This is a genomic window from Alteromonas sp. ISO5, assembly GCF_058105165.1.
The window spans coordinates 2,963,738-2,978,493 of the sequence record NZ_CM176572.1; the positions used below are offsets into that span (position 1 = coordinate 2,963,738).

General features: G+C 49.3%; 13 protein-coding genes. 7 read left to right on the forward strand and 6 right to left on the reverse strand.

Features of this window, described 5'->3' with window-relative positions; genetic code table 11:
- Window position 1 precedes the first annotated feature (1 nt).
- On the forward strand, window positions 2-268 hold the full coding sequence (locus AC2T0J_RS13315) for a hypothetical protein (protein ID WP_489806293.1): 267 nt from the start codon (window positions 2-4) through the stop codon (window positions 266-268).
- Here AC2T0J_RS13315 and coaE read toward each other — a convergent pair.
- From coaE to AC2T0J_RS13345, 6 genes are all read right to left on the reverse strand, one after another.
- Window positions 265-882, reverse strand: a complete 618-nt coding sequence (gene coaE / locus AC2T0J_RS13320; protein ID WP_489806294.1) for a dephospho-CoA kinase — start codon at window positions 880-882, stop codon at window positions 265-267. The two genes, AC2T0J_RS13315 and coaE, sit on opposite strands and share 4 nt — an antisense overlap.
- Window position 883: 1 nt before the next feature.
- Window positions 884-1,762, reverse strand: coding sequence for a prepilin peptidase (locus AC2T0J_RS13325; protein ID WP_489806295.1), 879 nt, complete (start codon window positions 1,760-1,762; stop codon window positions 884-886).
- Between the two features lie 55 nt (window positions 1,763-1,817).
- Window positions 1,818-3,035 (reverse strand): type II secretion system F family protein, encoded by a 1,218-nt coding sequence (locus AC2T0J_RS13330; protein WP_489806296.1) that lies wholly within the window; start codon window positions 3,033-3,035, stop codon window positions 1,818-1,820.
- A 67-nt stretch (window positions 3,036-3,102) separates the two neighbouring features.
- Window positions 3,103-3,528, reverse strand: a complete 426-nt coding sequence (locus AC2T0J_RS13335) for a pilin (RefSeq protein WP_489806297.1) — start codon at window positions 3,526-3,528, stop codon at window positions 3,103-3,105.
- A gap of 231 nt (window positions 3,529-3,759) precedes the next feature.
- Window positions 3,760-4,620, reverse strand: a complete 861-nt coding sequence (gene nadC, locus AC2T0J_RS13340; RefSeq protein ID WP_489806298.1) for a carboxylating nicotinate-nucleotide diphosphorylase — start codon at window positions 4,618-4,620, stop codon at window positions 3,760-3,762.
- Window positions 4,621-4,634: 14 nt separating this feature from the next.
- A complete protein-coding gene (locus tag AC2T0J_RS13345; RefSeq protein ID WP_489806299.1) occupies window positions 4,635-5,153 on the reverse strand; it encodes a retropepsin-like aspartic protease family protein in 519 nt (172 codons plus the stop codon).
- Window positions 5,154-5,228: 75 nt separating this feature from the next.
- On the opposite strand from AC2T0J_RS13345, the gene ampD reads away from it, so the two are divergent.
- The 6 genes from ampD (at window position 5,229) to lpdA (ending at window position 14,340) form a co-directional block, all read left to right on the forward strand.
- Window positions 5,229-5,783, forward strand: coding sequence for a 1,6-anhydro-N-acetylmuramyl-L-alanine amidase AmpD (gene ampD, locus AC2T0J_RS13350; RefSeq protein WP_489806300.1), 555 nt, complete (start codon window positions 5,229-5,231; stop codon window positions 5,781-5,783).
- A gap of 7 nt (window positions 5,784-5,790) precedes the next feature.
- Complete coding sequence (ampE, locus tag AC2T0J_RS13355; RefSeq protein WP_489806301.1) at window positions 5,791-6,651, forward strand: beta-lactamase regulator AmpE; 861 nt, start codon at window positions 5,791-5,793, stop codon at window positions 6,649-6,651.
- Between the two features lie 509 nt (window positions 6,652-7,160).
- Window positions 7,161-7,913 carry a GntR family transcriptional regulator gene (locus AC2T0J_RS13360; RefSeq protein WP_123326023.1) on the forward strand — a complete coding sequence of 251 codons (753 nt, stop codon included), beginning with the start codon at window positions 7,161-7,163 and terminating at the stop codon, window positions 7,911-7,913.
- Between the two features lie 178 nt (window positions 7,914-8,091).
- Window positions 8,092-10,764, forward strand: a complete 2,673-nt coding sequence (gene aceE, locus AC2T0J_RS13365; protein WP_489806302.1) for a pyruvate dehydrogenase (acetyl-transferring), homodimeric type — start codon at window positions 8,092-8,094, stop codon at window positions 10,762-10,764.
- Between the two features lie 20 nt (window positions 10,765-10,784).
- A complete protein-coding gene (gene aceF / locus AC2T0J_RS13370) occupies window positions 10,785-12,788 on the forward strand; it encodes a dihydrolipoyllysine-residue acetyltransferase (RefSeq protein ID WP_489806303.1) in 2,004 nt (667 codons plus the stop codon).
- 133 nt (window positions 12,789-12,921) lie between these two features.
- Window positions 12,922-14,340 carry a dihydrolipoyl dehydrogenase gene (gene lpdA / locus AC2T0J_RS13375; RefSeq protein WP_279321896.1) on the forward strand — a complete coding sequence of 473 codons (1,419 nt, stop codon included), beginning with the start codon at window positions 12,922-12,924 and terminating at the stop codon, window positions 14,338-14,340.
- The last annotated feature ends 416 nt before the right edge of the window (window positions 14,341-14,756 follow it).

Below are 14,756 nucleotides of genomic sequence, written 5' to 3' on the forward strand. Positions count from 1 at the left end.
TATGGCCAATTTGTTTTTACGACGTGCAATCGCCGAACGTGAGCAACGAGTCCACGAATATAAAGAGATTAAGTTACTGGGTAAATATTGTCAGGAAGATGCCATCGCCGCGTCGAAGCAGCTACTGGCTACGCCACTTGGGTTGTTGGGCAGCTTTTCGGCCGGTGCATTTAAAGGCTGGCACGATGACGATCCGCACAAGGCCCACCGACGACGTAAAGCTGTCTGGCGTTTTGCCAGAATGTGGATGCAGCAAACTATGTTTTAACTCGTCTGAGCCCTGGCGAGTGCAAGGTACCGCTTGTGTAACTGCTCGACCTGAGCAACCGTATGTTTCTTGTCCCCGCTATTGTCTATTACGTCATCGGCTTCAGCAAGCCGAACGTCTCTGCTGACCTGAGATGCGATGATGCCTTTAATGACCGTTTCACTGCTCCCATCCCGGGTTAAAGCGCGCTTTAATTGAATCGACTCAGGACAATCCACAACTGCAATGCGGTCGACCATTTTTTGCATGTGGTTTTCAATCAGCAGCGGCACGGCCAGCACGCCATATTCAGAACCAATGTTACTGATGGCCTCCGTCATGGCCTCACGAATACGCGGATGTAAACATTCATTAAGCCACTGTTTTTGCTTTTCGTTGGTAAACACTAACTCACGTAATGCTGCCCGGTTTAGCTCACCTTGAGCGGTTAAAATAGTGTCTCCGAAGTGGGCAGCAATGGCAGCAAGGCCGGCTGAGCCAGGAGCAACGACGTCTCGGGCAACCACATCTGCATCGACCACCTCTATCCCTAAACTTGCAAAGGTATCTGTTACCAGCGTCTTACCCGAGCCGATACCGCCGGTCACGCCAACCAGAAAGGGGGTATCACTCATTCTAGTAGCCCAGCGCCCAGCTCAGGTAGGCGGTTTTAATGGGTTCCTGATATAACAGGGTAAACCAGCCGGCGATGGCCAGATAAGGCCCGAAAGGAATCGCTAATTCCTTACCTTGTTTTTGTCGGATCATAATGACGATACCAAATAGCGCGCCAACAAAAGATGACAGTAAGATAATAATCAGCAAGCCCTGCCAGCCGGTAAAGGCGCCCAGTGCTGCGAGTAATTTAAAATCGCCATAGCCCATGCCTTCCTTTCCGGTAAGTAGCTTAAATGCCCAGTAAATACTCCATAGACTCAGATAGCCGATGGCCGCGCCGAGGATAGCTTCGGTGGGCGATACAAAAATGTGATTAATACTGGCTAACAGCCCAATCCAAAGTAATGGCAATGTGAGCTGATCTGGCAGGATCATTTTATCCAGGTCGATAAAGGTCATGGCAACCAGTAACCAGGTTAATACGATGGCGATTAAAGCCTGGGAGGATGGACCGTAATGCAGTGCTGCCCATAGCGAGAGCATGCCGGTAAGTAATTCAACAGCAGGATAGCGAAATGAGATGCCGGTTTTACACTGGCTGCATTTGCCACCTAAAAACAAAAAGCTGAGTACGGGAATATTCTCCCAGGCGCGGATCCGATGGCCGCATTTAGGGCAGGTGCTGTCGGGTTTGATTAAATCGAAGCGTTCGGTTTCGGTAGCCGACTGGTCGGGATTGAAATAGCTCTGGTATTCCCGCTGCCAGTCACGTTCCATCATAATTGGCAAACGGTAGACAACCACGTTTAAAAAGCTGCCCACCATCAGGCTGATAACGGCTGCCAGGGCATAAAAGAACCAGGGTGAGTGTAAACTAAGCTCAATGACGGATTGCATGCAGGGCGTAACCTATGATCAGAAAATGCAATTAAGAATAACAGCTTAGCTAACGTTAAACTACCATACCCATTTGGAAAATCGGCAGGTACATGGCAACAATCAGGCCACCGATCACCACGCCTAACACCGCCATGATCATAGGCTCCAGCAGGCTGGTTAGACCGTCGACCATGTCATCGACTTCGCCCTCGTAGATGGTGGCGATTTTGCTAAGCATTTCATCCACTGCGCCGGATTCTTCGCCAATGGCGATCATTTGCGTCACCATGTCGGGGAAAACGTTAGTGCTGCGCATAGCGGCATTCATTTGAATACCACCGGCGACTTCTTTACGAATAAACAAAATAGCATCGCGGTATACCGCGTTGCCAGCCGCACCCGCAGCGGAATCTAAAGCGCCGATTAATGGCACACCAGCTGCAAATGTGGTGGCAAGAGTTCGGGTAAAACGTGCGATGGCTGCTTTGCGTAGGATTTCACCAATAACGGGCATTTTAAGCAGTTTCGCGTCCAGATTATCACGCAGATCTTTGGACTTTGCGTAATATTGTTTAAACAGGAAGCCAAACACACCCATCCCGGCCAACATAAATACACCATAATCCTGAACAAATCGTGATATAGCCAGCACCAGTTGGGTAAAGGCGGGTAGTTCAGCGCCAAAGCTTGAAAATATTTCTTCAAACTGCGGCACTACAAAAACTAGGAGTACGGCTGTAACGATAAAAGCCACTACTAATACCGCGATGGGGTAAAACATTGCCTTTTTAATTTTGGATTTAAGCGCTTCGGCTTTCTCTTTATAAGTGGCAATCCTATCGTAGATAGTTTCCAGTGCACCAGAGTGCTCGCCAGTTTCCACGAGATCGCAATACAGGTCGTCAAAGTGTTTTGGATGTTTTCTAAGGGCGCTAGAAAGCGGCGTACCGGCTTTAACGTCATCACCTATTTGGTTCAGCACCTTACGCATCGAAGCCTTGGTATGGCCCTTAGCCAGCATATCGATGGTTTGAATAAGTGTCACACCTGCCGCCAGCATGGTGGCTATTTGGCGGGAGATCATGCAAATATCGGCTGCCGTGATTTTATCGCCGCCGCGGCCGAATAAAGGTTTGGATAATTTTCTGACTTTGGTGGCTGAGATACCCCGGCGTCTTAACAGGTTTTTCGTTTCCTGAATCGACTTGGCGCTGGTTTCACCTTTAATGGTTTGGCCCTTGGCGTTTGTGCCTTGCCAGGTATAGGTGGTTAACGCGTTTTCTTTAGCCATTACGTAATCTCACTGTCAGAAAGCAAAAAGCCCAGTTCAAACTGGGCTTAGATAATTTGCTAATTGATTAGCAAAGGTCTGCATTGGCGCAAGTCTCTTCCCAAGTAACAACACCGTTGGTGTATTTTGGTTTGAGAGTATAAGTGTCTGCAACTGCTAAGCCGCCCGCTGCTTGAGGAGTTACAATAATACCATTAGCAGGAGTGTAAGTAATGAAGTCAACGTAGTCAGACAGTTTAGCACCAGAGGCTGTGTCAGCTGGGATACCATTAGTACCAGCAGTACAGTTAGTTAAACCGCCTTCAGCTTGGGCACATACTTCAATAGCTGTCTTGTATCCCTGAGTTGCCAGTACTACTTCTGAGAAGCGCGCTTTCTTGGTGTAGTTTTGGTAAGCAGGTAATGCTACCGCTGCCAGAATACCGATGATGGCAACAACGATCATCAGTTCGATTAAGGTAAAGCCTTTGTTGTTCAGCTTGATATTTTTCATGGTTACATTCTCCGGGTCGCAAAACAATATAATGTCAGCATTAAATAAAGTTAAGGTTGATACCTGAGGCGTCGTCACTTACGTCCCCGGTACTTGATTCTCAGTATAGAACCATCTAAGCATCTGACAAGTATTAGGAATTATACTCTAGTGTTTGAAACTGCTACCTATTTGTACAATTCGGCATACGTAAAGATACCTAAGCCAGGGAATTCAGGCGGTTAGCCGGTATTACAAATTGATGCGTAACGACAAATCAACCGCCTTGACATGCTTGGTAAGCGCTCCTGAAGAAATATAATCCACACCCAGCAGAGCCAGTGAAGATAGTCGTTCAGAAGTAATATTACCCGACACCTCCAGTTTACAAAGTTTTTGCGTCAGGCTAACTGCGCGTTGGATCTGTTCGTTACTAAAATTATCCAGCATCACGATATCGGCACCTGCGCCGATCGCTTGTTGCAATTCGTCCAGGCTTTCCACTTCTACTTCTACCGGTTTACCGGGCGCCTGGGCTTTGGCTGTACTGATGGCCTGGGCAATACCACCACAGGCCATAATATGGTTTTCCTTTATAAGGAAGGCGTCGAATAAGCCAATGCGATGGTTCTTGCCGCCGCCACAGGCGACAGCGTATTTTTGTGCCAGCCGTAAACCGGGGATGGTTTTGCGGGTATCAAGAATACGAGTGTCCGATCCGGCCAGTAGACTGGCATAAAAAGCCGTTTCCGTGGCAGTACCCGATAGCAACTGCAAAAAGTTAAGGGCGGTGCGCTCAGCCGTTAGTAGTGCTCTGGCAGGTCCTTTCAATGAAACCAATACAGCATCTGCCGGTATGCTATCGCCATCTGCTACCTGCCAGCTTTGTTCTATGCTGCTATCCACCAGGCTAAAAGCCAGTTGTGCCCAGGCCACACCACACACCACGCAATCTTCGCGGGTAATGATGGTGGCGGTAGCCTGATGGTCGGCAGGGATTAAATTGGCCGTGATATCGGCACTGGCTTCAGGCGTGCCGCCGAGGTCTTCGGCCAGCGCCTGGGTAACTTGTTGCTGAATACTTAGTTGGGATGGCAATGATTGTTGACTCACAGTAATACTTCTTTTTATAGGGTACGAAGAATAAGGGTTTCCCCTCGTTGGGTGAATTCTAACTGTTTTAGGGCGCTCATACCCAGCAAAATCTGTTCGCTTTGAATGCCAGGGTTGATATTTGCCTCTACATTTTGCAGCGTAATGCCGCCCAGGGTTAAGGACGCAATTTCGGTAAGCGTAATCTTAACCCGGCCGTTTGCCGTGGAAGCTATACCGCTTCGCCCCCTGGGCAGGTTAAACTCATCGGCTAAGTGGGCTGGAATGGAAACACTGGTGGCGCCGGTGTCTACCATAAACACCGCCGGCTTGCCATTGATGGTGCCACTGACGACATAATGCCCCTGACGATTCTGCTCCAGTCGAATCTCGATCTGGTCGCCTCGCATTATACTTAGTGGCTTTTGGTTAGGGTTTGCCTGTTGCTCGAGCAAATTGCCAAATACCAGGATCAGCAAGCCAAATAAACAGGCCCAGGCAAGAATAAGCATCCATTTTGCGGCTTTGCTGGTGTCAGTGCTTTGTTGGGTCATACCTTGCCTTTAGATTGTCAATCGGCGACTTCGCTGTCACACTATTCTAATGAATTACCTAAAAAATTCACTACTATGAGTGTTTCTTATCAATATAAAGATGCAGTAATAAAGGTCTCTCCTTTTTATGATGAGCGGCCGGACGAGAGCGCAGTGAGCGTATTGGTGGTTCACAATATCTCGTTGCCGCCGGGGCAGTTCGGCACCAAAGGCATTGAGCAACTGTTTACCGGCACCCTTGATCCTAATGAGCATCCTTATTATGCCGAAATAGCCCATTTGCGGGTATCGGCTCACTGTGTGATACGCCGCGATGGCACGGTGGAGCAATATGTGCCGTTTAACAAAAGGGCCTGGCATGCCGGAGTGTCCAGTTTTCAGGGGCAGGAAAAATGTAATGACTTTGCAATTGGTATTGAACTGGAAGGTACGGATGAATTGCCATACACCCAGGCGCAGTATCAGTCGCTGGAAGCGGTGAGCGCACAGATAATTTCGTTGTATCCGGCTATAACACTGGGCAGAATAGTAGGGCATAACGATATTGCACCCGGACGCAAAACCGATCCGGGCGTGGCATTTAACTGGGCTGGCTTTCGCCAGGCGCTTAGTCAATATATGAAAAGGTGAAACCACCATGGTGTTAATCAGTTTGCTATTGGTCTTGTCTCTGGAAAGGACAATTCGTAAACAGCCGATGTGGCATGTTGAAAATCATTTAGGCCAATACCTGCAATGGACACAGGAGCAGGACTGGATAGCGAAACAAAGCGTGCCTATGCAACTGATATTGCAAATTGCGCTCCCGGTACTGGTCACCTTTTTAATTTGTCAGTGGTTATTTGGCGGCTTTATCAGCTTTGTTTTACAAAGCGTTGTATTGTTTTTGTGCCTGGGCAGTGAGCCTCTGCGCAATACCTATCGATCGTTTTTACAAGCGGCTGACCGCGGTGACCTGGAAGCCTGTCATTTATATACCCGGGAGCTGGGTCACTGTACTTCTCTGGAAGTTGCCGATGAGCCGGCCCAACAAGGTAAAAGTTTTGGCCAGCATTTACTGTGGTTAAACTATCAGCATTACGCAGCAGTGATTATCTTTTTTACGGTATTTGGCGCTGCAGGCACTATAGCATATGTTACCAGCAGAGAATGTTACCGTCTGTGGTGTGAAAGTGACGATGAACGTAAAAAAGGGATGGCCACCTGGATGCATATTCTGGACTGGCTCCCCGTGCGTATTACCGCATTTGGATTGTTGTTGGTTGGCCATTTTTCCCGCGCGCTGCCGATATGGCTGAGCTACCTTACTCACCCGTCCATTGCCAGCGAGAAAGTATTAACTGAAGTGGCGGCACAAGCCGAAGATGTCGATTTTACTGAATCTCAACAGGCGGATCCTACCTGTGAACCCAAGGCTCTGGTGACTCTGGCGAAGCGCAATGTCATGCTGCTATTGTCAATTATTGCCGTGCTGACCTTACTTGGCCTGGTCGACTAGCAAACACTCATCTCGCTACAACAAGGGCTGCACTGGCAGCCCTTTTACGTTATCTATTCCTTTATAAATCTGATCGTTAACTGCTATCAGCCGGTACAAATATCCATTATTGATGTTTTTTTTAACAATACGTGTGATTTTTCAGCGTTACGGGTCAGAAGCAGGGGGGAATAGGCGGGTTTCATCGCAGTTTTCAGGGGATTGGTAATAAAATGCTGCACTGCAAAACAATAGCTTACCATTTTTTAAATTGCCTAATCTGTAATTAAATTACCGGAAATTGAGTCATTTCAGGGCTGGTTAAACCAGTTTGGCCGGTGAAATTTTATGAATAATTTCAAAAGTTAAGTGGTTTGTTACAGAAACTTTATAAAACTTGGTCTATGTTTACTATTTACCTCCGTGATATTCTGCTCTACACTAGTTAGATAGGTAAAATGGTAATACCAATTTTGGTGTGAGCGATTCTTCGTTTACAAAGTAATGTTTCGGAGCCTGAATTTTATATTATGCAAACCGGCCGCAAAAAGCTTGCAGACGTTATCACCGAGCAACTCGAGTCTATGATACTCGATGGCTCGTTATTGGCCGGTCAGCGCTTACCTCCGGAACGTGAACTGGCTGAACAATTTCAGGTATCCCGGCCGTCTTTACGGGAGGCCATTGGTAATTTACAGGCGCGCGGGCTGGTAGAACGTAAGCAGGGAGGCGGCACTTTTGTAAGTCGTCAACTTAACTCCGCGATGACCGATCCGTTAATGGCCCTTATCAGCGGCCGCCCGGAAACCCAGTTCGATTTACTTGAATTCAGACATGCCCTTGAAGGGATGTCGGCCTATTACGCAGCGTTGCGGGGCCAGCCGGAAGATTACGCAGCCTTGCGCGAAGCGTTGGACCAAATGCCTACGCCCAAACGCACCGAGTGCAAGCGGGAGCAGGCGGAATGCCTGGGGCGTTTTTACGTCATTATGGCGCGCGCTTCACACAATATGGTGTTGCTCCATGTCATGAGCACCATGCAAACCATGCTGGTAGACAATATCGAACGTAACTTCGAAATGCTGGCGTTGCATGCCAGTGATGAAGCGGTTGATAACATTGCCCAGCAGCGCAAAGAGATTGTTGAAGCCATTGCAAGCCGGGATCCGGAAGCGGCCCGTCAGGCCTGTAATGCGCACCTTGCCTACATCGAGAAAACGTTGTTGGCAATTAATCAACGAGACAGTCGTGTGCAACGAGCGTTGCGCCGGTTGGAAATTTAAGAACACGTGTCGGCTTCGGTAGTATAACGAGGCAGTCAGGTAAGTATTACAAAGCGACATGGTGCGGTAGTATCGTTGCCATGTCAGACAATTTGTTAGGTATTTCATCCGCCATATGCGCCGACCAGCCATATAGAGTGTGGATGTATTTCTATATCAGTAACTATAGGATGGCACCATGAGTGATATGATGCACCAAGATGTTGACCCGCAGGAAACCCAGGAATGGCTGGAATCGTTAGAATCGGTTCTGGAGGAAGAAGGGGTAGAACGCGCGCACTTTTTGTTAGAGTCTCTTATTGAGAAAGCCCGCCGCAACGGTGCGCACTTGCCGTACGACGCTACCACTGCTTATATCAATACAATCCCGCCAGGGCAGGAACCGACCATGCCGGGCGACCAGACGATTGAAGGTAGCATTCGTAATGCACTGCGCTGGAACGCGTTGATGATGGTATTACGGGCGTCTAAAAAAGACCTTGAATTAGGTGGTCATATCTCAAGTTTTGCCTCTTCTGCCATGCTTTACGATGTGGGCTTTAACCACTTCTTCAAAGCGCCGAACGACAAAGACGGCGGCGACTTTATAATGTACCAGGGCCACGTAGCGCCTGGTATCTATTCACGCGCTTATATCGAAGGCCGTTTAACCGAAGAGCAGCTAGACGGTTTCCGTCAGGAAGTAGACGGCAAGGGTCTGTCTTCTTACCCGCACCCTAAATTAATGCCAGAGTTCTGGCAGTTCCCAACGGTATCAATGGGGTTAGGTCCGATGCAGGCAATATATCAGGCCCGTTTCCTGAAATACCTGACTAACCGCGGTTTAAAAGACTGTTCTGATCAGCGCGTGTGGTGCTTCCTGGGTGATGGTGAAATTGATGAGCCGGAAAGCTTGGGGGCAATTGGCCTGGCGTCTCGAGAAGGTCTCGACAACCTGACGTTTGTGGTTAACTGTAACCTGCAGCGCCTGGATGGTCCGGTACGTGGTAATGGCAAAATTATTCAGGAACTGGAAGGTACCTTCCGTGGTGCAGGCTGGGAAGTGATCAAGGTTATCTGGGGTCGTTACTGGGATCCACTGTTGGCCCGTGACACTACCGGTAAACTGCTGCAGTTAATGAACGAAACCGTAGACGGTGAATACCAGAACTTCAAAGCGAAGGGCGGTGCTTACACCCGCGAACACTTCTTTGGTAAATACCCTGAGCTGAAAGAAATGGTGTCGAACATGTCGGATGAAGACATCTGGCGCTTAAACCGTGGTGGTCATGATCCGGTTAAAGTCTATGCCGCTTACGATCGCGCGGTAAACACCAAGGGCCGTCCACAGGTAATCCTGGCCAAAACCGTTAAAGGTTACGGCATGGGCGCCGCCGGTGAAGGTAAAAACATTGCTCACCAGGTGAAGAAAATGGACATGGATGCGATTAAACATTATCGCGACCGTTTCAATATTCCGGTATCTGATGAAGCATTAGAAAAACTGCCGTACTACAAGTTTGACGAAGACAGCACTGAGATGAAGTATCTGCGCGAACGCCGTGAAGCTCTGAAAGGCTACATGCCGCGTCGTCTGGCTAAGTCTACCGAAGAGTTACCAGCGCCAGCGCTGAAAGCGTTTGAAGCGGTAACCAAAGGTTCTGGTGATCGTGAAATTTCAACTACCATGGCGTTTGTACGTGTGCTGACTGCGCTGCTTAAAGACAAGCAGATTGGTAAGCGCGTTGTACCAATTATACCGGATGAAGCCCGTACCTTTGGTATGGAAGGTCTGTTCCGTCAGGTAGGTATCTACTCGAGCCAGGGCCAGAAATACGAGCCACAGGATTCGGATCAGGTAGCGTACTACCGTGAAGATCAAAAAGGCCAGGTACTGCAGGAAGGGATTAACGAGCTGGGTGCCATGGCGTCATGGTTATCAGCCGGCACCTCTTACAGCACTAACGATCTGCCAATGGTACCGTTCTATATTTACTACTCTATGTTTGGTTTCCAGCGTGTGGGCGATTTAGCCTGGGCCGCCGGTGACAGCCAGACCCGTGGTTTCTTAGTAGGTGGTACGGCCGGTCGAACAACGCTTAACGGTGAGGGGTTGCAGCACCAGGATGGCCACAGCCATACTCAGGCAGCGCTTATCCCTAACTGTGTCAGCTACGATCCGACTTATGGTTATGAAGTTGCGGTGATTGTTCAGGACGGTCTGCGCAGAATGCTCGAAGAGCAGGAAGACGTATTCTATTACCTCACCGTAATGAATGAGAACTACAAGCAGCCGGCTATGCCTAAGGGCGTTGAAGAAGGCATCATCAAAGGTATCTACAAGCTGGAAACCATTGGTCGCAGCAACGCGAAGAAGAAAGTAAAACTGCTTGGTTCAGGTACCATTTTAGAGCAGGTACGCACTGCGGCTAACAAACTGCATGACGATTACGGTGTAGCCGTTGAAGTGTACTCAGTACCTTCTTTCAACGAACTTGCCCGTGACGGTCAGGAGTGTGACCGCTTCAATATGTATCACCCGGATGCGGATGCCAAAGTGCCGTTCATCACTGAAGTGCTTAACGAAGGCTTTGATGGCCCGACTATTACCGCTACCGATTACATTAAGAACTACGGTGAGCAGGTCCGTGCCTATGTACCGGGCGCGTACCGTGTGCTGGGCACTGACGGTTTCGGTCGTTCAGACAGTCGCGCTAATCTGCGTCGTCACTTCGAAGTAGATGCTGATTACGTCACTTTTGCAGCCCTGTATGAGCTGTACAAGCAAGGCGAGCTGGATGGTAAAACGCTCAATAAAGCCATGCAGGATCTGGGGATTGACCCGGACAAAATTAACCCGCTGTTCGCATAAGCTCAGGGAGACTGCAAACGATGTCAGACATTAAAGACGTATTAGTACCGGATTTAGGTGAAGATGAAGTTGAAGTCATTGAACTGTGCGTATCACCAGGCGATTCGGTTGAGGCCGAAGACGCCCTGGTAACAGTTGAAAGTGACAAAGCCAGTATGGACGTACCTGCACCTTTTGCCGGTACGCTCAAAGAACTGTGCGTAAAAGTGGGTGATAAAATCAGCCACAACGACCTGCTTGCCAAGCTGGAAGTGGCTGGCGAAGCTGCCGCTGAAGCACCTGCTGAAGAAGCGCCAGCTCAGGAAGAAAAAGCTGAGGAAGCGCCCGCCGCCCAATCAGAAGAGCCAGCGGCTGCGCCGGCTGAGTCAGGCAGTGGTGGTAGCGATACTATCGAAGTGACCGTCCCCGACATTGGCGACGCCGCAGATGTAGACGTTATTGAGATTTTGGTAAGTGCTGGCGACAGCGTGGAAGCAGAAGACGGCTTAATTACCCTTGAAACCGACAAAGCCACCATGGACGTACCGAGCCCTAAAGCCGGTAAAGTGGTGGAAGTGAAGGTAAAAGAAGGTGACAAAGTGAGCGAAGGCTCTCTGGTTCTGATCCTTGAAGTGGCCGGCTCAGGTGGCAGTGCTGCCCCGCAAGCAGACAGTGCTCCGGATCCTGAAGTGGCGGCAGAAGCGCCGTCTGCGGAACCAGTTGGTGAACCAGTCGGTGAAGAAGAAATTGAAGTGACTGTACCGGATATCGGCGATGCATCGGATGTCGATGTTATCGAGATCCTGGTTGCCGAAGGTGACAAAGTAGCGGTAGAAGATGGGCTTATTACCCTTGAAACCGATAAAGCTACGATGGATGTGCCGTCACCGAAAGAAGGTGTGGTTACCAAGTTGCTGGTGAAATCCGGCGACAAAGTGTCTAAAGGCGATAAGGTATGTATGTTAAAAGTAGCCGGTGCCGCAAAACCAGCGCCTGCTAAGTCAGACAGTGCTGCGTCTGCGCCTAAAGCCGATAGTGCACCTGCTGCAAGCAAGCCTGCTGAGCCCAAGAAAGCACCGGTACCGCATCATCCTTCGGCCGGTACCAAACCAAAAACCGGTAAAGTACACGCCTCGCCATCGGTGCGCCGTGTTGCCCGCGAATTTGGTGTGGATTTATCCGAAGTCCCTGGCAGTGGTCCTAAAAATCGTATTCTGAAAGAAGATATTCAGGCTTACGTTAAAGAAGAACTGTCACGTCCGCGTACCACAGCACCAGCTGCTGGTGGTAATGGCGGCGGTCTGCAGGTACTCGCGCAGCCGAAAGTTGATTTTGCTAAGTTTGGTGAAATTGAAGAAAAGCCGCTGACCCGTATCCAGAAGCTCTCTGGCCCGAACCTGCATCGTAACTGGGTAACTATCCCGCACGTAACGCAGTTCGAGGAAGCCGATATCACCGATCTGGAAGCGTTCCGTAAAGAGCAGAATGCCATCGCTGAAAAGCGCAAGCTGGGTGTAAAAATTACCCCACTGGTGTTTATGATGAAAGCGGCCGCCGATGCACTGCGTGCCTACCCAATTTTTAATACCTCACTGGGAGAGTCGGGGGACACCCTGATCCAGAAGAAGTATATTCACATTGGTATTGCTGTAGACACTCCGGGAGGCCTGGTGGTACCGGTGGTTCGTGATGTTGATAAGAAAGGCATTTATGAGCTGTCGGAAGAGTTAATGCAAATCAGCGTTAAAGCCCGTGACGGCAAGTTAAAGGCGGCTGATATGCAAGGTAGCTGTTTTACCATCTCAAGCCTCGGAGGCATTGGTGGTACAGCGTTTACGCCAATTGTGAACGCGCCTGATGTGGCTATTCTTGGTGTATCAAAATCTGACATGAAACCGAAGTGGAATGGTAAAGAGTTTATCCCACGCCTGACGGTACCTTTATCGCTGTCATACGACCATCGTGTTATTGACGGCGCGGTCGCAGCAAGGTTTGCTGTACACTTGAAGTCAGTACTGGAAGATTTACGCCAGTTAATTCTGTAAATCATTGTTCGCCCTGCTTTGTGCAGGGCGATTTGTAATCTGAATTAGTGGGTTTACCTTTACTGCTGTGACGCAGCTAGTTACAATTCAGACACTTACATTCGTATAGAAACAGGACAGATTTGAGGTCACGATGAGCGAAATTAAAACGCAGTTAGTGGTACTAGGCGCCGGCCCCGGCGGCTATTCAGCAGCCTTCCGCGCAGCTGATATGGGGATTGAAACAGTTCTGGTTGACGCCAGAGAAACCCTTGGTGGTGTATGCTTGAACGTTGGATGTATTCCTTCCAAAGCCCTGCTGCACGTTGCTAAAGTGATGAAAGAAGCTAAGCACCTGGCCAGCCACGGCGTGTCGTTCGGCGAACCTGAAATCGACCTGGATAAAATCCGCGCATATAAAGACGGCGTGGTAGGCCAGCTGACTAAAGGTTTGGCGGGCATGTCTAAAATGCGTAAAGTTAAGCACGTTCAGGGCTACGGTAAATTTACCGGCGCTAACACCCTGGAAGTGGAAGGCAAAGACGGCAAAACCACGATTTCTTTCGAAAACGCGATTATTGCTGCAGGTTCTGAGCCGGTTTCTCTACCGTTTATTCCTGAAGATGACCGCGTAATCGACTCCACTGGCGCGCTGGAAATGAAAGACATTCCGGAAAAAATGCTGGTACTGGGTGGTGGTATCATCGGTCTGGAAATGGGCACAGTGTACGAAGCGCTGGGTTCAAACATTGACGTGGTCGAATTCCTCGACCAGTTAATCCCGGCCGCAGACAAAGACATCATGAAGGTCTTCATGAAGACCTACAAAGAAAAATTCAACATCATGCTGGAAACTAAGGTGACCGGCGTTGAAGCGAAAGACGATGGTCTGTACGTCAGCTTTGAAGGTAAAAATGCACCGGCTGAGCCAGTACGTTACGACAAAGTGCTGGTAGCGGTTGGCCGTAAGCCAAATGGCGGTCTGGTTGCGGCGGATAAAGCGGGCGTTAAAGTCGACGAGCGCGGCTTTATTTCTGTTGATAAGCAAATGAAAACCAACGTTGGTCATATTTACGCCATTGGTGACCTGGTAGGTCAGCCTATGCTGGCGCACAAAGCGGTTCACGAAGGCCACGTGGCCGCTGAGAACATCGCTGGTAAGAAGCACTTCTTCGACCCACGTTGTATTCCTTCAGTAGCCTACACTGAGCCAGAAGTGGCTTGGGTTGGTTTAACCGAGAAAGAAGCCAAAGAGCAGGGCGTAAGTTACGAAACAGCCACTTTCCCATGGGCTGCTTCTGGTCGTGCGATTGCCTCTGATGCAACCGACGGTATGACTAAGATGATTTTCGATAAAGATTCTGGCCGTGTAATCGGTGGTGCCATGATTGGTACTAACGCAGGTGAAATGCTGGGTGAAATTGGTTTAGCCATCGAAATGGGTGCTGATGCCGAAGACGTAGCGCTGACAATTCACGCTCACCCAACGCTGAACGAGTCAATTGGTCTGGCGTCTGAAATTTTCGAAGGCAGCATCACCGACCTGCCAAACCCCAAGGCGAAGAAAAAGTAATTAAGCAGGTTAACCACCCTGCCTAATTATCCCGGAATCGCCAAAGGTGATATCCGGGACCTCCCCAAAAGGCTGTCTCACTGAAGACAGCCTTTTTTGTTTGCCTCATCAAAAAAGCCAATAACATGTTGGGAGATCCCGGATATTTGCTGCGCAAATTCCGGGATGACAGGATTGATGTGCTAATAAATAATTGCCATCCGGCCAAACTATCTCCGTCATCCCCGCCGGCTTTTGAGCGGGGATCTCCTGAAAAGTCTGACTCACGCTATTATTTTTCGTCATACCTGCCCCCCGAATCGGGATCTCCCGAACAGGTTGGCTGATTCAAACAGCCCAATATGCCCGCTGAATCGCCTTGAATCATCGCTGAAACGACCTGATTTTGCCATAATGTCTTTTTATAGTTATTGACG

Excerpts from the sequence above, each read along its gene's own strand:
- AC2T0J_RS13315 (WP_489806293.1), top strand. The coding sequence starts at position 2 with ATGGCCAATTTGTTTTTACGACGTGCAATCGCCGAACGTGAGCAACGA.
- AC2T0J_RS13325 (WP_489806295.1), bottom strand. The coding sequence starts at position 1,762 with ATGCAATCCGTCATTGAGCTTAGTTTACACTCACCCTGGTTCTTTTAT.
- aceE (WP_489806302.1), top strand. The coding sequence starts at position 8,092 with ATGAGTGATATGATGCACCAAGATGTTGACCCGCAGGAAACCCAGGAA.
- ampD (WP_489806300.1), top strand. The coding sequence starts at position 5,229 with ATGAGTGTTTCTTATCAATATAAAGATGCAGTAATAAAGGTCTCTCCT.
- ampE (WP_489806301.1), top strand. The coding sequence starts at position 5,791 with ATGGTGTTAATCAGTTTGCTATTGGTCTTGTCTCTGGAAAGGACAATT.
- AC2T0J_RS13345 (WP_489806299.1), bottom strand. The coding sequence starts at position 5,153 with ATGACCCAACAAAGCACTGACACCAGCAAAGCCGCAAAATGGATGCTT.
- AC2T0J_RS13330 (WP_489806296.1), bottom strand. The coding sequence starts at position 3,035 with ATGGCTAAAGAAAACGCGTTAACCACCTATACCTGGCAAGGCACAAAC.
- coaE (WP_489806294.1), bottom strand. The coding sequence starts at position 882 with ATGAGTGATACCCCCTTTCTGGTTGGCGTGACCGGCGGTATCGGCTCG.
- AC2T0J_RS13335 (WP_489806297.1), bottom strand. The coding sequence starts at position 3,528 with ATGAAAAATATCAAGCTGAACAACAAAGGCTTTACCTTAATCGAACTG.
- lpdA (WP_279321896.1), top strand. The coding sequence starts at position 12,922 with ATGAGCGAAATTAAAACGCAGTTAGTGGTACTAGGCGCCGGCCCCGGC.
- aceF (WP_489806303.1), top strand. The coding sequence starts at position 10,785 with ATGTCAGACATTAAAGACGTATTAGTACCGGATTTAGGTGAAGATGAA.
- AC2T0J_RS13360 (WP_123326023.1), top strand. The coding sequence starts at position 7,161 with ATGCAAACCGGCCGCAAAAAGCTTGCAGACGTTATCACCGAGCAACTC.